A 16,539-nucleotide genomic window follows, 5' to 3' on the forward strand; every position below is an offset into this window, starting at 1 on the left:
TGGAAACAATGTTGGAAGTTGTCACAGAGACCGTTGCGCTGGAGCGCCTCCGGCAAACGGGGGAACTCGCGCATGTCCGTCTGGCCTCCTTGGATCTGGAGCAGGTGATGGGAGACAGCCTGGAAATGAACATCCGCATCACAGATTGCGTCATCGACGTTTTGAGCGGCTTAAACGTGAGTTTTCTCAGCCTCCTCTCCGTGACCCGGTGCCAGTTGACGACCCTGAACTTCCATATGGCCTACCTGTTGGGGGGAGCGGTATTCCGCGACTGCCTCGTCACCGGAGCCGCAAGTTTCGAGATGGGTGGGCACAACGAACCTGGGTGCCCGTTTCACCTTCAGGGCTGCACGTTCGGGGGTTTCGTGAGCTTCTGGGACTGTTGGTTTCCCTCGGATGTCATCATCGAGGACTGCGACTTTCAGTCTGGGAGTAATCTTCTGGGAAACGAAGGAGAGCCGTACCGGGTTCAATTCGACGGGCCGCTCGTCCTGCGAAACGTGAGGGGGGAGCTTCATCTGCCCGGCGGCTGATGTCGGGGGGGCGCAGGCATTACGCTGGGCAGCATCATGAGGTTCTCTTCGTTCGCGGTGGAAAGTGGTGGGGTGGCGGCGGCCGGCGGGCAGGGGTCCGAGGTGCGCGTGTGGGGCGAGTCGGATGTGCTGGTGGTGTCGGCGCCGCTGCCGGGGGTGCTGCGGGTACGGTTGATGCCGGAGGCGCGGGCGAACTCGCTGGGCTTTCCGCGCGTGCCGGTCAAGCAGAGTTTCGCGGTGCGACCGGACCTGCCGGATGGCCTGAGCCTGAACGCGGCGGACCTGGAGGACGAGCTGCTGGTGATCGGGGGTGGGTTGTCGTTCCGGCTGAACCGCGTGTCGGGGGCGTGGCAGGTGCTGACGGGGAGTGGGTCGTCGGCGCGGGTGCTGGTGTCGGCGCCCGTCTGGGGCGGTGAGGCGCCCACGCAGCGGCCGGCGCTGGATGCCGAGCGCTTCAACCTGCGCCGCTCGCGCCTGAGCCTGGACGCCCCGGAGGGCGCGGCGTTCCTGGGGTTCGGGGAGCGGGTGGGGCCGATCGACAAGCGCGGCATGCACCTGACGTTCTGGAACACGGACTGCTTCCCGCACCACACGGAGACGGACCCGCTGTACGTGTCGGTGCCGTTCACGACGGTGCTGCATGAGGGCCGGGCGCACGGGGTGTTCGTGGACGAGCCGTGGCGGATGGAGGTGGACGTGGCGCGCGCGCATCCGCAGGAGGTGCGGTGGGCGTCGGCGGGGCCGGAGCTGGACGTGTACGTGCTGTCCGGGCCGCGTCCGGCGGATGTGTTGCGGCGGTACGCGGACCTGACGGGGTACGCGCCGATGCCGCCGTTGTGGGCGCTGGGGGCCGGTCAGAGCCGCTGGGGGTACCGCACGGCGCAGGACCTGCGGGACGTGATTCAGGGGTACCGGGACCGGGGGCTGCCGCTGGACAGCGTGTACGTGGACATCGATTACATGGATGCGTACAAGGTGTGGACGGTCAGCCGCGCGAACTTCCCGGACCTGCGGGCGTTCGTGCGGGAGGCGGGCGCGCAGGGCGTGAAGCTCGTGCCGATCATCGATCCGGGCGTGAAGGTGGAGGCCGGGTACGACGTGTACGAGGAGGCCGTGCGTGGGGATCATCTGGTCCGCACGGCGCGCGGGGACGTGCTGGTCGGGGAGGTCTGGCCGGACCCGGCGGTGTTCCCGGATTTCACGCGGCCCGAGGTGGTGGGCTGGTGGGCGGGGCGGCACAAGTTCTTCGCGGACCTGGGCATTCAGGGGCAGTGGAACGACATGAACGAACCGGCGTGCTTCAGTCTGCGCCAGCCGCGTGAGACGGAGGGCAAGACGCTGCCGTACGACGCGCGGCACGGGAACCGCTCGCACCTGGAGGTGCATAACGCGTACGCGAACGGCATGAGCGAGGCGAGCCGCGCCGGGTACGCGAAGTTCAGTCCGCAGGTCCGCCCGTGGATTCTCACGCGGGCCGGGTACGCGGGGATTCAGCGGCACGCGACCGTCTGGACCGGGGATAACACGGCCACGTGGTCGCACCTGGCGCTGAGCCTCCCCATGATTCAGGGCCTGGGCCTGAGCGGCATTCCGTTCGCCGGGGCGGACGTGGGCGGGTTTGGCGGGGACACGACCGGGGAACTGCTGGCCCGCTGGTACCAGGCGGCGGTCGGGTACGCGTTCCTGCGCAACCACTCGGCGCTGGGCACGGCGGACCAGGAACCCTGGCGGTTCGGGGACACCTTCACGGACGTGATCCGCGCGGCGCTGAACCTGCGTTACCGGCTGCTGCCGCACCTGTACACGCTGGCGCAGGCGGCGACCCGCACGGCCCTGCCGGTCATGCGGCCACTGGCGCTGCACTGGCCGGCCGACGAGGACGCGGTGCGTGAGGACACGCAGTACCTGCTGGGCGAGGGCCTGATGGTCGCGCCGGTCCTGCGGGCCGGGCACCGCCGCCGGCTGGTGTACCTCCCGGCGGGCCGCTGGGCGGAGGTGTTCAACCTCTCGGAGTTCGGTCCCGTGCACGCGGGCGGGCAGCATGTCGTGGCGAACGCGCCGCTGCACACGCTGCCCATGTATCTGCGGGCCGGCGAGGCCATCCCGGTCACGGAGCCCGCGCCGCACACCACCTCGGCCCGCTGGGAGCGGCTGTCGTGGCTGGTGCACGCGGGCCGCGACGGCTTCATCGGGCAGCTGTTCGAGGACGCCGGGGACGGCCCGGCCGGGGGTCGTCTGACCCGGTTGGTCGGCGAGCGGCAGGGCACGCGGCTCGTCATCCGCCGCGAGGCCGACGGGGACGCCGGGACGTTCGAGCAGCGCGAGGCCCTGCACATCCTGGGTCTGACGCACGTGCGTGAAGTGCAGGGCGCGGCCAGTTTCGCGTACGAGGACGGCGTACTGCGCCTGACCCTCCCGGCCCGCTGGCAGGCCGTGACGCTGAACCTGGACGAGGAAGACGACGACACCGTGCCGACCGACACGCTGCCCATCGACTGATACGGATTCCGTTTGTTTCGTTAACAACCCGGAACAGCACCGGGTTGCCAACTCCACGTCCGGAACCCGCCCAGCTTCCACTCGCATCCGCTCGGATTGAACGGCTTTGTAAGCCATTCAATCGGAGTCGGTGTCAGGTGGCGCGCGCGGCCCGGCGGATGCGGAAGGCGAACAGCGCGGCGATCAGGTACTTGATCACGATGTCCGCGAAGATGATCTGCGCGATCTGCGAGGCGGGCATGTCGCCCCAGAAGGCCAGCAGGTTGAACAGCACGCTGTCCAGCGGGACGCTCACGGCGTTGCTGGCCAGCACCCGCGTCCACCAGCTGCGCTGGATGAGGCGCTGGTACACGGCGGTGTCGGCGAGTTCTCCGGCCAGGATCGCCAGGAAGCTCGCGCCGATGAAACGCCAGGGCGTGCCCGTGATCAGGGCGACGGCGGTGTTCACGATCAGCGCGGCGGCAATGGCGACGTACACGGCGTTCAGGCCGCCGGCGCGGTGAATGCGGTCGCGCAGCGTGAACACCGCCGCGAAGAAGATGGTCCCCACGCTCAGCAGGCCGTACAGCGGCAGCGGAATGAAGGTGTTCAGCGTCAGGTTGGCGAGCAGGATGCTCAGGGCGTACAGCGCGATCAGCCGCAGGGGCAGCGGGACGGGCAGGTTCCGCGCGGGGGTGGGGTTCGCAGGGGTGTTCATAGGCGTGACCTCCGGCCGCAGCGACAGCACAGGTCACGGGCCGCCCCCGAGCTTAGCTCATACGGACTGCCGTTTGTTTCGCCGACAATCCGGAACTTCACCGGATTGCCAGCTCCACGTCCGGAACCCGCTTCTCTCCTTCTCTGCGGGGCAGCTCTCCGAGTCGCATCCGCTCGGACCCAGCGGGCTTTGCAGCCCATTCAATCGGAGTCCGTATCATGCGGGCGTCTGGGCGCCGGGACGCCCGGCGGGGGTGCGGCCGCTCAGCGGCGGCGGCCGAAACGCAGGCGGGACGGCGCGGGTTCCGGCATGCCGGCCGGGGGGGCCACGGTTTCCAGTTCACGCACGGCGCTCTGCAGCCACTCGGGGTACGCGCCGGCTTCCAGCAGTTCGGTGCGGGGAATCCAGTCGGCGGCGCTGACCTGTTCGGGATTCGGGTCGAGAATCCCGGCGCTGTACTCGGTGCCGAAGATCAGGTTCAGGCGGGCGTCCGCGCCGCTGTCCTGCGGGCTGCGCGAGGCGTGCGACCCGACGAGTTTCAGGTCACTGACGACCAGTTTCACCTGCTCGCGAACCACGCGGCGCAGGTTCATCTCGACGAGGTTCAGGCCGCTGCTGCCGCCCAGTAACAGTCCGGGCAGCCCCTGACGGCCGCCGGGCAGCAGGGGCAGGCGCGGCTGGACGATCAGGTAGGCGTCCCGGTTGCGGATCAGGGCGAAGACGCCAACCTGATAGGTGGCGGGCAGGGTCTGTTCATCGGGGTGAATACTGGTCACGTCGTCTCCTGATCGGGCGAGGCCGCAGGTGGGGGATGCGCTGCGGTCGCCTCTGACCGTCATTGTAGGCGTTGGTGCTGCGCGCCGCTTCTCAACATGCCGGAGGCGTGGCCGCCCAGGGGCGGCGCAGGGGGGGCACGATGGGGGTGGCGCGCAGGTCGGCCGCCAGCGAGAGGAAGGCCGGGTCGTGGGCGGGGTTCGTCCAGGCGGGCGACTGCACCAGCAGCAGGCTGGTCACGCGGGCCGGGTCGGGCAGGGCCGCGCCGGGCCGTGCCTGCCGGGTCAGGGTCACGCGGTCCAGCAGCGCGGGGGGCAGCAGGTCGCGGATCTCGCCGCGCGTGCGGTCCAGGTCGTGCCCCTCCGCGACGGGCAGGTCGGCGTGCCAGTCCGGGTACAGCGTGGTCGCCGTGCGGATCAGGCCGCGCGCCAGTCCCAGGCCCGCCCAGTTGCCGGGCCGCACGCGCGTGGGGTCGCCGCTGCGACTGCCCAGGTCGTGGTGCGAGTCCAGGTTCAGCACGTCCAGGCCCGGGAACCGTTCCAGCCACGTCCAGGCGTCCGCGTGGCTGAGCGTCACGAACGCCGGGACGCCCGCGTAGGCGCGCAGGGCCTCCCAGCCGGGGTACAGCGGGAAGTCGCCGTCCAGCGCCGCCCAGTCGTGACCACCGCGCTTCAGGACCCGCACGGTCCAGGCGTCCCGGCGGTCCTCGTCGCGGTCACGGGTGCCCCAGATGGGCGCGTCGAACACCAGTTCACGCGTGCCCGAGAAGGCGTCCCAGTCGATACTCAGCAGCACGGGTCCAGCTTACGCCGATGGCGGATGGCGGATGGTCAACGGCGTGTGCGCGGCGTGCCCGCCCAGGTCAAGCCGACCCACTCCCCTCCTTCACCCGAAGCGGAGCACGTACGACACGCTGGCGGGGTCGCGCACGAAGCCCAGGCGGTCGTTGATGGCGAGCATGGGGGCGTTGTCGCTGGCGTTGTCGGTGCGGATGGTGGTGGCGCCCAGGGTGCGGGCGGCGCGGATCGCGGCGAGTTTCAGGGCGGTGGCGATCCCCTGGCCGCGCCAGGGGCGGGTGACGCCGGTCAGGCCGGTCAGCAGGTCGGGGCTGGCGTCACTGCGGAACAGGGTGGTCTGGCCGATCCACTGCCCGCCGGCCTCGGCGATCAGGTACGCGTCCGGCAGGAGGCCGGGGTCGCCGAGGATGGCGTCCTCGAACACCTCTCGGCTCAGGGGCGTGGCCGGTTCGGAGCGGGGCACGTCCTGGCGCACGTCGCTGATGAGGGCGTGCAGGCGGGCGGCGAGGTCCGGCGTGCCGGCGGCGCGCAGGTCGGTGAGGCTGCGGAGGCGGACGCCTCGCGCCTGCACGCGGGCCTCCAGCCCCACGTACGGGGCGGGGTCGAAGTCCGGGACGTGCAGGGTGGACATGAAGTACCGTTTGCCGCCCGTGAAGCCCCGGCGGGTCAGGAAGCCGGGCGTGACCGGGTGGTCCTCTCGGGCCAGGATGCGCGCGGATTCGGCATTCCGGGTGTGCAGGTCGGCCGCCAGGGTGTCCCAGAGGGCCGCGCCGATCCCGCGTCGCTGCGCGTGCGGCGCGACGGCGAGGTCGAGGTCGTAGCGGTGCGGGTGAAACGCGCCGGGGTTCTGGTGGTATCCGGCGACGCCCGCCACCTCGCCGCCGGCGTGGGCGACGAACACGGCCCAGCCGTGCCCCCAGTCCTGCTGCTCACGCATCTGGCGTCGGTACTCGTCGCCGGTCAGTGGTTCGTGCGGGTTCGCGCCGGTCAGGATCGCGGCGGCGGCGTCCCACCCGTGTTCGGTGATGGGCGTGACGGTGATCATGCGTCCACCTGACCGCGTTGCATCTCGACCCAGGCGACGCGCGGGCGGAAGCCCAGGCGGTCGTTCAGGGCCAGCATGGGGGCGTTGGTGGTGGCGTTCCCGGTCCAGACCTCGCGGGCACCCAGGTCCCGCGCGACGCGCAGCGCGGCGACCTTCAGCGCCAGTGCCAGCCCCTGCCGTCGCCACGCGCGGGTGGTGCCGGTCAGGCCGGTGTTCAGGCGCTGCGGGTCGTTCAGGTCCCGGTGCAGTTCGGACAGGGCCGCGACCTCGCCCGCCGGGGTGACGGCCAGCAGCGTGCCGTGCGGCAGGTGTTCCGGGCGGTCCAGGCGCGTCAGGAAGTCCCCGTAGGTGACCGGGGTCGCGGCGGCGGTGCGGGGCACGTCCTCCCGCGCGGCCAGCCAGCCGGCGTAATACGCGCGGCGGGCGGCGTCCTCGCCCAGTTCAGTACCGAGGTCGGCCAGGGTCACGGCACGCAGCCCGCCGGGCAGGATCGCCCGGTCCGCCCAGGCGTCCGGGTCGAAGTCGGCCATGTCGAGCACATTGTCGAAGAACCGCATGACCTCCCGGAACCCCCGCGCCGTCAGGAAGTGCAGGCCGAGCGGTTCGTCCTCGTACGCCCCGGCCAGGACCTCACGTGCGCCCCGCGCCTCCAGGTGCGCGGTGACGTGCGCCGCGAGCGCCGCGCCGATCCCCTGGCCGCGCGCGCCCGGATGCACGCCGACCTCGGCGTGGTAGCGGTCCGGGTGGTACATCCCGCCGAACTGCAGCGTGGACGCCGCGCCCAGCAGCGCCCCGTCCGGGGTGTGCGCCACCCACTGCGCGACGTGCAGGCCCAGCGGGTGCGACCGCAGCGAGTGCAGGTCGTGCGCCAGCGACTCAGCGGTCTGCGGGTGGCGGGGATTCACGGCGCTCAGCAGGTCCGCCAGGGCGCCCAGGTCGGCGTCCGTGGCGGGGCGCAGCGCGAAGGGTCGCGGGGCGGTCACGCCAGCTCCGGGGGCACGGGCACGGGGCGGCGTTCGCCCGTCACGGGGTCCAGGTGCAGTTCGTAGCGGCTGCGGGTCGGGCCGCGCCGGAAGCCCAACGCGCGGTTCATGCCCAGCATCGCCTTGTTCGGCGGGTCGTTGAACGTGCGGATCTCGCCGCCCCCGGCGGCGGCCAGGGCGCGCATCGCGGCGACCTTCAGGGCCTTCGCCACGCCGCGCCCGCGGTCCTCGCGGCGCACGCCGGTCATGCCGATCACGTAGAAGCCCGCCGGGTTGCTCATCAGGGTGCTGTACCCCACGTACGGGCCGGTTTCCGGGTCGTTCACGTCGGGGCGGACCGCCACGAAGGACAGCTCTTGACTGAAGGTCGGGTCGTCCAGTTCCTGCTTCACCCACGCCTCGAAGGGCCGCCGGGTGAGGGTCTGCCCCATCGGCACGTCCTGAAAGAGGCGCCAGTCGAGTTCCCACAGGCGACGGTTCCGGTCCGCGTCCCCGGCGAGGTCCGCGACGGACCGCAGCTGCACGCCGTCCGCCGCCACGGCCGTCATCAGGTTGTCGAAGGCGCCCAGGTCGGCGTCGGCCGTGTGCAGGCGGGACTCATAGCGGTCCCAGGTGCGCACGTAGCCCCGCGCGGCCAGGAACGCCCGGCCCGGCGCGTCGCGGTCCTGGTCGCTGAGCATCGTGCGGATGTCCTGCGCGCCCCGCTCCCGCAACCGCGCCATCAGTGCGTCGTACAGCGCCGTCCCGATCCCCTGCCCGCGCGCGTCCGGGTGGACGGTCACCCCTCCGAAGTACCGCCACTCCTCGAACGCGAAATCGTCGTGCCCGACGTTCCCGACGCCCACGATCCGCCCGTCCTGTTCGGCCACCAGTTCGTATCGGTACAGCGCCGGGTCGTGCGCCTCGTCCCAGGTGGCCAGCAGCTCCGCCGTGACCGGCCAGTCGGGATCGGCGGCGCTCAGCAGCGCCGCGATCCGGGCGAAATCGTCGGGTTTGCGCGGTTCGCGCAGCGTGAAGGTGGGCAGGTCGGTCATGCGCCCATCATGCGGGCCGCCCGGTCAGGGCCGCATCCGCCAGCACGCCTACGCCGGCCCCGCCACCGAAGTCGCCGCTACCGGGGCCGTTTGAAGAAGCACTTGCTGCTGACGTGGTACGCGCTGCCCGCCACATTCTCATAGGGCACGCAGTCCACGAGTTCCCACCCGGCGCGGCCCAGCGCGTCGAAGGTCAGCAGAAGGTCCCAGCTGACCTGCACCGGCTGACCGATCACCCCGGTCACGAAGGCGTTCAGGGCCTTCAGGTCCGGGGTCAGGGGGCGCCGCTCCTCGAAGGTGCGGGTCAGGGTGGGGGTCATCCAGCGCAGCAGCGCCCGCGTCGGCGGGACCTCCCGCTCACGCGGAGAGGCGGGGTACTCGGTCAGGACGTACAGCCGGGCGTACGTCCACCCAGGCGTGGAGGCGGAGGCAAGAGCAGACAGGGTCAGCAGGGCCAGAGCGAGCAGGGCGCGGCGCATGCAGGCAGCGTATCCGGCGCGTGCCCCGCGCGGTGACGCCTGCACGGGCCTATGCTGGGCGGATGAGCAAGGGACTGAACAGGACTCCGGTTGAATGGCTGGTCCAGGCCATTCAACCCGAGCGGATGCGAGTGGGAGAAGAGCGGGCTCCGGGCGCGGAGTGGGCAGATCGGCGTCCTTCCGATCTGTCAACGCAGCAGACGGAGTCCGCGTGAAACTGCTGCTGATCGTGCCGCACCCGGACGACGAGGTGTACGGCGCGTCGGGAACGCTGATGGGCCACCTGGAGGCCGGGGAGGCCTGCGGGCTGGTGACCCTGACGCGCGGCGAGGCGGGCCGCACGCTGGGGCTGTGCGACACGCCGGAGGAACTGGCGCGGATGCGCGAGGTGGAACTCGCCGCGTGCCTGGGCGTGATCGGCCTGACCACGCCGGAGGCGGTGGCGGGCGGGAGTGTCTTCGAGCATCACCGCTTCCCGGACAAGTACCTCAAGGACGGGCCGCTGGAGGCGCTGGTGGAAGTGGCGAGCGAGGCCATGACCCGCCTGCGGCCTGAGGTGGTCCTGACCTTCCCGCCGAACGGCAGCAACGGGCACCCGGACCACGTGACCACGCACCGCGCCGTGAAGGCCGCGTGGGACGCCCTGCCGGACGGCGAGCGGCCCCGCCTGTGGTACTACGCGTCAGACGTGCCGCCGGAGAACGAGGCGCTGCGGGCCGAGTGGCTCCCGCCGAACGTGCGCCACGACGTGACGCGCTTCGTCGTGCGCAAGTTGCAGGCGATCGCGTGTCACCGCACGCAGGCGCTGAGTACCGTGGATTTCATCCGCAAGTACCCGCAGCGCGTGACCGAGGAGACCTTCCACGAGGTGAGGTGATACGGACTCCGATTGAATGGGCTGCAAAGCCCGCTGGGTCCGAGCGAAGCGAGTGGGAGAGGGGCGGGTTCCGGACGTGGAGCCGGCAATCCGGTGAAGTTCCGGATTGTCGGCGAAACAAACGGCAGTCCGTATGACACCCCGACGGAATGGTTAGCCCAGACCGTTCCACCCGGGCGGACTCGTAGAGCTGCGGAGCAGAGCAGGAAGCGGGAACGGCCTCCCGCGTACCGCTTCCCCCGTCCTGCGCCCCTACAGCCGTTGCGCTGAAGACTGCAGCTGTATGGCCGGGCGGACCTGTCAGGCTCCGCGGGAGAGCGAGTGAATGTGGACGGTCAGGACGGACTGCAACAGCCGCGAAGCCCAGAACGGAGGCATCGGACGTCTGTTGTTCCGATGCCATCATTCGCAGAACGGCTCTATTCCCAGTCGCTGACGGGAATGAAGTCCACGTTCTCGCCGTCGGTGGCGGTGACGCGGTAACTGCGGTCGAAGCGCACGACGAGTTCGCCCCGGTCGAGGTGCCGGGGGCTGACGACGGGTTTGCGGAACAGGTACGTGCCGTCGTCGTCGATGCCGATGTGGGCGCCCTTGGTGAAGCGGAACTCGACGGTCTCGGCGTGCGGGCGGGTGCGGACCCGGACGCGGAACGTCTGCGGGTCGTCCTGTTTCACGTACGGGTTCGCGGGGGGTTTCTTGCCGAACAGGTTGAACATCTGACCCGCAGCATATCGGGTGCGGGGGCATTCGGACTGCGATTGAAGGGGAGGGGTTCCATCCGGGCGGACTCGCAGAGCGGAAGCGGAACGGACTGCCGGGCGTGTGGCAGCGGCGCCAGGCGCTTGATCCGGGCGTCCGTATGAAAACTGTGTGGAACCGGTTCATACACTGCTCCCATGCGTCGCACCGATCTCTCCCCCGTCGCGCCGCTGCCGGAAGCGTGGCGGCAATCCATGCTGCTGGTCCTGCCGGCCCTCGTGCTGTTCACCGGGCTGCTGCAGGTGTTCTCCCGTCACGACGCCTGGGACCGGACCTACGACCTGCCGCTGAACCTGATCCTGCTGGCCCTGCTGACCGGCATCTGGCTGGGCACGGCGCGCCGCTGGACGAGTCAGACCACGCTGGCACTGGCACTGCTGCTCAGCTGCGCCGCGTTCCTGACCGTGAAACTGGCCCTGCTCGCCTGGGTGGTTCACGATCCGGCCGTGCTGGTCTGCGAACTGCTCGAGACCATGGTGTGGCTTCCAACCCTGTTCCTGTGGCGACTGGTGGCGGACACCCCCCGCTCCATGATCCACACCCTGAACGCCCTGCTCGGCAGCGTGGTGTGCCTGAGCATGGTGATTCTGGCCGCGCCGCTGCTGCGCGGCGAGACGCTGCAGCCCGACGTGATCCGGGCGCTGCTGCACCTGAACCTCTCCGCGGCCGTGACACTTCACCTGACGTCACTGTTCATGCGGCGGCACGAGGACCTGGGGCAGCGGCGCGGCGAGCAGAACGCCCTGCGCACCCTGACCGGCACGGACCTGCTGACCGGCCTGCCGGGCCGCACGCGCCTGCAGGAAGACCTGCGGCTCATGACGCAGCCCGGCGCGGGACCGTTCGCGCTGCTGCACGTGGACGTGGACGGCTTCAAGATCGTGAACGCCACGCTGGGCCACCCGGCGGGCGACACGCTGCTGCGCGTACTGAGCCGCGAACTCGAACGGCTCAGCGGACCGCAGGCGCAGGTGTACCGCCTGAGCGGCGACGAGTTCGTGGTGCTGCTGCCCGGCGTGACGCCCGAACAGGCCGACTGGATCGGCCAGGTCCTGCTGCACGAGGCGGCCATCGAACCGAGCGCACAGGTGGGTGTGGAAACCACCCTGAGTATCGGCCTGACCCTGTACCCGCATGATTCCAGCGACCCGGACGAACTGCTGCGGCATGCCGACAGCGCCCTGTTCGCCGTGAAACGCGCCGGACGCCGCCGCCTGCGCCGCTACCATCCCGAGCAGGACGCCCTGACCGAACGCGCGCAGCTGCTGGCGCGGGAACTGGGCGGCGCGCTGTCCCGGCAGGAACTCACGCTGGTGTTCCAGCCGGTCTACCGCCTGTCGGACCACCGGATCGTGAAGGCCGAGGCGCTGCTCCGCTGGACGCACCCCAGCCTGGGCCGCGTATCGCCAGCCGAGTTCATTCCGGTGGCGGAACGCAGCGGCCTGATCACCCCGATCGGCACCTGGGTCCTGAACGAGGCGTGCCGCGCCGCGCTGGCCTGGCCGGACCTGACCATCAGCGTGAACGTCAGCGCCGTGCAACTGTTGCAGTTCGAGTTCCGCGCCACGGTGCAGGCCGCCCTGACCCGCAGCGGCCTGCCGCCGGTCCGCCTGGAACTGGAACTGACGGAAACGGCGGTCCTGTACGAGGACACCCGCACTGCCCGCGCGCTGCACGAACTGCGCGAGATGGGTGTGAAGATCAGCATCGACGACTTCGGGTCCGGGTACTCGAACCTGATGCGGCTGCGGACCCTGCCGATCACCGGGGTCAAACTCGACCGGTCCATCACCGCCGACCTGACCGACCCGGCGGCCGCGCAGTTCGCGCAGGCCCTCACGCTGGCCGTGGCGGGCATCGCCCGGAACCTGGGCGCGGACGTGACCGCCGAGGGCATCGAGACGCCCGCGCACCTCCAGGCGGTCCGGCAGCTGCGCTGTCAGCTGGGCCAGGGGTACGGACTGGCCCTGCCCATGCCCGCCGCGGACCTCACGGAACGCCTGACGCGCCCCATCACCTCCCCCGAGGGGTGGCCGGACCCGGCCCGCCTGATTCACTGATCCCGGTGCCGATCGCACGGACCGCGGTCCGCCTTCGGAGCAAAGGGGATTGTCAGCGAAACAAACGGAGTCCATATGATACGGACTGCCGTTTGTTTCGCCAACAATCCGGAACTTCACCGGATTGCCGGCTCCACGTCCGGAACCCGCCCAGCTCCTCCTCGCTTCGCCCGGATTGAACGGCTTTGCAAGCCATTCAATCGGAGTCCGTATCAGACTTCGCGCAGCAGGCGGGTCAGCAGGCGCACGTGGTCGGACCAGCGGTCCAGGCGCACGTGTTCGTGTGCGGCGTGGGCGCCGTCTCCCGGTGCGCCCAGGCCGTCCAGGGTGGGGATGATCGGCGCGGTGAAATTCCCGTCGCTGCCGCCACCCACGACGGCGCTGGGCAGGTCGAAGCCCAGGTCCAGGGCGATGCCGCGCGCCTGCTCGTAGAGTGCCAGCGTCCCGGGGCTCTGCTCGAAGGGCGGGCGGTTCAGGCCGCCGACGACCTGCACGGTCACGCGCGGGTCGCGGGGCGTCCAGGCGCGCACGGCGGCGGCCACCCGTTCGGCCTCCGCGAGGGTGCTGACGCGCAGGTCGACGTGCAGCGTGCAGTGGGCGGGAATGACGTTCACGGCGCTGCCCCCCTGGATCAGGCCGACGCTGACGGTGGTGCCCTCGGCGGGCCGGGCGAGCGCCTGAAGGTCCAGGATGGCCTGCGCGGCGGCCGTGATGGCACTCGCTCCCTCCTCGGGTTTGTTGCCGGCGTGGCTGGCGACGCCCGTGAAGGTCAGGCAGAAGTCGCCGGTTCCCTTGCGGCCGGTCTTCAGGGCGTGCGTGTCCGCGACGGGCGGCTCGACGACCAGCGCGACCCGCGCGGCGTGCGCGGCCTGCTCGATGTGCACGCGGCTGCTGAGACTGCCGATCTCCTCGTCCGGGGAGAGCAGCACCACGGCGCCCCCGCGCGGCCACTCGCCCCGCAGGGCGCGCAGCGCGTGGAACAGCCCCACGATGCCGGCCTTCATGTCGTACGTGCCGGGGCCGTACAGGCGCTCGCCGTCCACGCGCAGCGGCATGGAATCCAGCGTTCCGTGCGGCCAGACAGTGTCGGCGTGCGTGAGGATCAGCACGGGTTGTTCGCTGCCCGCAGGGTGCACGCCGAAGCGGAAGACGCGGGTGCCGCCCCCCAGGGCGTGCGTCTCGGCGCCCAGGTCGCGGGCCCAGCCCTCCACCACGTCCATGACGCGCTGGATGGCGACCGGATCCCCGGATGGACTCTCGATGCTCGCCAGGGTGTGCAGGTCGGCCTGCATGGCTTTCAGGTCGGGCAGGGTGGATTCGGACATGCCGCCCATGCTACGCCCGGGGCGGCCCGTTCCGGGCTGCGGTGCCCCACCGGCGCGGCTCCCCCCTGTCCGTGGCGGCGCCTGTCAGCGCCGGTCAGGGGGGGGCAGGTGCGCTTCAGCTGAGCAGGGCGACTTCGCGGGCGTCCACTTTCAGGCGGGCGCTGCCCTTGAGGTACAGGTCGTGGAGCGCCTGCTTGCCGAACAGCCGGGCGAGGCGGGTGGCGGTCATCTCGACGGTGCGACCGGCGAATTTCAGGCGAACGATGTCAAAGGTTCCGGGAACCCAGGTGCAGGACAGCTCTTGCATGGCAGACCTCCAGAAGGAAGAGTAAGACGGAGCAGTCGTCCGGGGACGCCGCAGGAGAAAAGGGTCAGGTCCGGCTCGATCAAGAAACGGGTCGGGAGATGGAGTTGGCCGTCAGAGAGCAGCGGTGCCGGTGCCCCGGCACGGGTCTGCTTTCTGGCCTGTTGGGCCGGTACGATCAGAGTAGCCGGAGCATGTATAGGAATGGGAAGGAAAGACACCCTCTGCATTGAGGAAGCCATCATGATTCCGGCCGTTCCTTCCCGGTGGACAGCCGGCAGGCATCGTCCCCCGGCGGGGCCCGCATGTGCTTGACTGAGGGGCATGACCCAACCCACCGCATCATCCGGCGCCGCGCGGCCCGGTCCGGAGTCGCTGCTGTCCCTGGTGTTCCCCTCCGACCCGCAGGTCAGTCCGGACGGCACCCGCGCCGCGTTCGTCCTGACCCGCATCGAGGAGGACGACCCGCACAAGCCTGACGCGGCGTTCGCGAAGCCCCGTTACAAGTCGCAGATCTGGCTGGCGGACGCGCAGGGAACGCGAGTTCTGACGCGCGGTGAGGGCCGCGACGCCACTCCCCGCTGGTCCCCGGACGGGCAGACCCTGGCCTTCACCCGCCGGGTCGGGGAGGGCGCGCAGCTGCACCTGCTGCCCCTCTCGGGCGGCGAGGCGCAGGTCGTGACCCGCTTCCGGAACGGCGTCTCGGACCTGCAGTGGAGCCCGGACGGGCAGTACCTCGCCTTCACGAGCGCCGCCGACGACGAGGACAAACGCGACGAGCGCGGCGAGGCCCGCATCATCACGAAACCCCGCTACCGCTTCAACGGCCGCGACTGGCTGCCCGAAACGCCCGCGCGCCTCTACCGCCTGCACGTCCCCAGCGGCGACCTGCACGAGTGGCACGCGCCGGAGGTCGAGCTGGGCGGCGTGACCTGGCTGCCCGACAGCAGCGGCGTGCTGTTCATCGCCGCGACCGACGAACTGAGCGGCGCGCACTGGCAGCAGGAAGTCTGGCACCTGCCCCTGCACGGCACCCTGCGGCAGGTCACGCGCTGGGCGTCCGCCGTGAACGCCGTCATTCCCCACCCGGACGGGCAGCACTTCGCGCTGGTGGGCCGCCCCGCCGGGCAGGGCAACACCGAGCACACCCACCTGTACCTGCTGCCCCTGACCGGCGACGCCGCCCCCGTCCGGCTGGATGCCGGGCATGACCACCCGGTCGGGAACGGCGTCGGCGGCGACTGCCACGTGGGCGCCATGCCCGAAAAACCCGCATGGCTGGACGACCGCACCCTGCTGTTTTCCGCGACCGTGCGCGGCAGCTGCGGCCTGTTCACCGCCACCCTGGCCGCCGACGGCCAGTCCGGCACCGTGCAGGCCCACACGCACGACCCGCAGGGCGTCATCCCGGCCTTCACCGCGCGCGGCGGCGGCCTCGCCCTGATCCGCGAACGCGCCGACCGCTTCCCCGAGGTGATCCTGAACGGCCAGCCGGTCACGGACCTGCACGCGAACCTCCCCTTCCCGGCCCGCACCCCCGTGCGCGTGCCCTTCCCCACCGAACTCGGCGAGGGCGAGGGCTGGATCATCCTCCCCGACGGCACCCACCCTGTCCCCGCGATCCTCAGCATCCACGGCGGTCCGCACACCGACTACGGGCACGCCTTCACGCACGAATTCCAGCTGTACGCCGCGCGCGGACAGGCAGTGTGCTACAGCAACCCACGCGGCAGTCTCGGCTACGGACAGGCCTGGGTGGACGCCATCCACGGCCGCTGGGGCACCGTCGACGCCGACGACCTCCTCACCTTCTTCGACGCCTGCCTGGACACCCACCCCCGCCTCGACCGCACGCGGACCGCCGTCATGGGCGGCAGTTACGGCGGCTTCATGACCAACTGGCTCACCGCGCACACCACCCGCTTCCACGCCGCCATCACCGACCGCAGCATCTGCAACCTCCTGAGTTTCGGCGGTACCAGCGACATCGGCCTGCGCTTCTGGGACGACGAACTCGGCCTGAACTTCCACCGCCGCGCAGACGCCCTCAAGCTCTGGGACATGAGCCCCCTCCAGTACGTCGAGAACGTGAAGACCCCCACCCTGATCGTCCACTCGGTCCTCGACCACCGCTGCCCCATCGAACAGGCCGAACAGTGGTACGCCGCCCTCACCCTCCACGGCGTCCCCGTGCGCTTCGTGCGCTTCCCCGGCGAGGACCACGAACTCAACCGATCCGGCCGCCCCGACCGCCGCCTCACCCGCCTGACCGAATACCTGAACTGGCTCGACCACTACCTCGTGCCCAGCACCGCACCCGCCGAAACCGTCACCGCCTGACCCCGGCAGCAGAACGGGGCGGAGGTTCGCCGT

General features: G+C 70.7%; 15 protein-coding genes. 5 read left to right on the forward strand and 10 right to left on the reverse strand.

Annotated elements, in window-relative coordinates; genetic code table 11:
• Positions 1-8: 8 nt before the first annotated feature.
• Positions 9-533, forward strand: coding sequence for a hypothetical protein (locus ABDZ66_RS16550; protein ID WP_343761278.1), 525 nt, complete (start codon positions 9-11; stop codon positions 531-533).
• 36 nt (positions 534-569) lie between these two features.
• Positions 570-3,032 (forward strand): glycoside hydrolase family 31 protein, encoded by a 2,463-nt coding sequence (locus ABDZ66_RS16555; protein ID WP_343761281.1) that lies wholly within the window; start codon positions 570-572, stop codon positions 3,030-3,032.
• Between the two features lie 133 nt (positions 3,033-3,165).
• Here ABDZ66_RS16555 and ABDZ66_RS16560 read toward each other — a convergent pair whose 3' ends face one another.
• From ABDZ66_RS16560 to ABDZ66_RS16590, 7 genes are all read right to left on the reverse strand, one after another.
• Positions 3,166-3,729, reverse strand: a complete 564-nt coding sequence (locus tag ABDZ66_RS16560; protein WP_343761283.1) for a VUT family protein — start codon at positions 3,727-3,729, stop codon at positions 3,166-3,168.
• 263 nt (positions 3,730-3,992) lie between these two features.
• On the reverse strand, positions 3,993-4,505 hold the full coding sequence (locus ABDZ66_RS16565; protein ID WP_343761285.1) for a hypothetical protein: 513 nt from the start codon (positions 4,503-4,505) through the stop codon (positions 3,993-3,995).
• Between the two features lie 91 nt (positions 4,506-4,596).
• Positions 4,597-5,298: an arginase gene (locus ABDZ66_RS16570; RefSeq protein WP_343761287.1), complete on the reverse strand. Its 702-nt coding sequence runs from the start codon at positions 5,296-5,298 to the stop codon at positions 4,597-4,599.
• Positions 5,299-5,388: 90 nt separating this feature from the next.
• Positions 5,389-6,345 carry a GNAT family N-acetyltransferase gene (locus ABDZ66_RS16575; protein WP_343761289.1) on the reverse strand — a complete coding sequence of 319 codons (957 nt, stop codon included), beginning with the start codon at positions 6,343-6,345 and terminating at the stop codon, positions 5,389-5,391.
• Entirely contained in the window at positions 6,342-7,328 is a 987-nt protein-coding gene (locus tag ABDZ66_RS16580) for a GNAT family N-acetyltransferase (protein WP_343761291.1), read from the reverse strand. Before ABDZ66_RS16580 ends, ABDZ66_RS16575 begins: the two co-directional genes overlap by 4 nt.
• Positions 7,325-8,362, reverse strand: coding sequence for a GNAT family N-acetyltransferase (locus tag ABDZ66_RS16585; protein ID WP_343761294.1), 1,038 nt, complete (start codon positions 8,360-8,362; stop codon positions 7,325-7,327). Before ABDZ66_RS16585 ends, ABDZ66_RS16580 begins: the two co-directional genes overlap by 4 nt.
• A 77-nt stretch (positions 8,363-8,439) precedes the next feature.
• Complete coding sequence (locus ABDZ66_RS16590; RefSeq protein ID WP_343761296.1) at positions 8,440-8,841, reverse strand: hypothetical protein; 402 nt, start codon at positions 8,839-8,841, stop codon at positions 8,440-8,442.
• A gap of 211 nt (positions 8,842-9,052) precedes the next feature.
• Between ABDZ66_RS16590 and ABDZ66_RS16595 the strand changes: the two genes are divergently transcribed.
• The gene (locus ABDZ66_RS16595) at positions 9,053-9,718 is read left to right on the forward strand and encodes a PIG-L deacetylase family protein (protein WP_343761298.1); all 666 of its coding nucleotides are present in this window, start codon (positions 9,053-9,055) and stop codon (positions 9,716-9,718) included.
• A 419-nt stretch (positions 9,719-10,137) separates the two neighbouring features.
• Here the strand turns inward: ABDZ66_RS16595 and ABDZ66_RS16600 are convergent, their stop codons facing one another.
• Positions 10,138-10,434 (reverse strand): hypothetical protein, encoded by a 297-nt coding sequence (locus tag ABDZ66_RS16600; protein ID WP_343761300.1) that lies wholly within the window; start codon positions 10,432-10,434, stop codon positions 10,138-10,140.
• 180 nt (positions 10,435-10,614) lie between these two features.
• Here ABDZ66_RS16600 and ABDZ66_RS16605 point away from each other — a divergent pair, with 180 nt between their 5' ends.
• Positions 10,615-12,537: a putative bifunctional diguanylate cyclase/phosphodiesterase gene (locus tag ABDZ66_RS16605; protein ID WP_343761302.1), complete on the forward strand. Its 1,923-nt coding sequence runs from the start codon at positions 10,615-10,617 to the stop codon at positions 12,535-12,537.
• 212 nt (positions 12,538-12,749) lie between these two features.
• Here ABDZ66_RS16605 and ABDZ66_RS16610 read toward each other — a convergent pair whose 3' ends face one another.
• Positions 12,750-13,871, reverse strand: coding sequence for a M20 family metallopeptidase (locus ABDZ66_RS16610; RefSeq protein ID WP_343761305.1), 1,122 nt, complete (start codon positions 13,869-13,871; stop codon positions 12,750-12,752).
• Between the two features lie 106 nt (positions 13,872-13,977).
• Positions 13,978-14,169 (reverse strand): hypothetical protein, encoded by a 192-nt coding sequence (locus ABDZ66_RS16615; RefSeq protein ID WP_343761307.1) that lies wholly within the window; start codon positions 14,167-14,169, stop codon positions 13,978-13,980.
• A gap of 321 nt (positions 14,170-14,490) precedes the next feature.
• Here ABDZ66_RS16615 and ABDZ66_RS16620 point away from each other — a divergent pair, with 321 nt between their 5' ends.
• On the forward strand, positions 14,491-16,506 hold the full coding sequence (locus tag ABDZ66_RS16620) for a prolyl oligopeptidase family serine peptidase (protein WP_343761309.1): 2,016 nt from the start codon (positions 14,491-14,493) through the stop codon (positions 16,504-16,506).
• Positions 16,507-16,539 lie beyond the last annotated feature (33 nt).

Source organism: Deinococcus depolymerans, assembly GCF_039522025.1.
In the GTDB taxonomy this organism is placed as follows: domain Bacteria; phylum Deinococcota; class Deinococci; order Deinococcales; family Deinococcaceae; genus Deinococcus; species Deinococcus depolymerans.

Bases quoted from the DNA above. Each gene is read 5' to 3' on its own strand.
- ABDZ66_RS16550 (WP_343761278.1), top strand. From the start codon at position 9: ATGTTGGAAGTTGTCACAGAGACCGTTGCGCTGGAGCGCCTCCGGCAA.
- ABDZ66_RS16555 (WP_343761281.1), top strand. From the start codon at position 570: ATGAGGTTCTCTTCGTTCGCGGTGGAAAGTGGTGGGGTGGCGGCGGCC.
- ABDZ66_RS16560 (WP_343761283.1), bottom strand. From the start codon at position 3,729: ATGAACACCCCTGCGAACCCCACCCCCGCGCGGAACCTGCCCGTCCCG.
- ABDZ66_RS16575 (WP_343761289.1), bottom strand. From the start codon at position 6,345: ATGATCACCGTCACGCCCATCACCGAACACGGGTGGGACGCCGCCGCC.
- ABDZ66_RS16585 (WP_343761294.1), bottom strand. From the start codon at position 8,362: ATGACCGACCTGCCCACCTTCACGCTGCGCGAACCGCGCAAACCCGAC.
- ABDZ66_RS16590 (WP_343761296.1), bottom strand. From the start codon at position 8,841: ATGCGCCGCGCCCTGCTCGCTCTGGCCCTGCTGACCCTGTCTGCTCTT.
- ABDZ66_RS16600 (WP_343761300.1), bottom strand. From the start codon at position 10,434: ATGTTCAACCTGTTCGGCAAGAAACCCCCCGCGAACCCGTACGTGAAA.
- ABDZ66_RS16605 (WP_343761302.1), top strand. From the start codon at position 10,615: ATGCGTCGCACCGATCTCTCCCCCGTCGCGCCGCTGCCGGAAGCGTGG.
- ABDZ66_RS16610 (WP_343761305.1), bottom strand. From the start codon at position 13,871: ATGGGCGGCATGTCCGAATCCACCCTGCCCGACCTGAAAGCCATGCAG.
- ABDZ66_RS16615 (WP_343761307.1), bottom strand. From the start codon at position 14,169: ATGCAAGAGCTGTCCTGCACCTGGGTTCCCGGAACCTTTGACATCGTT.
- ABDZ66_RS16620 (WP_343761309.1), top strand. From the start codon at position 14,491: ATGACCCAACCCACCGCATCATCCGGCGCCGCGCGGCCCGGTCCGGAG.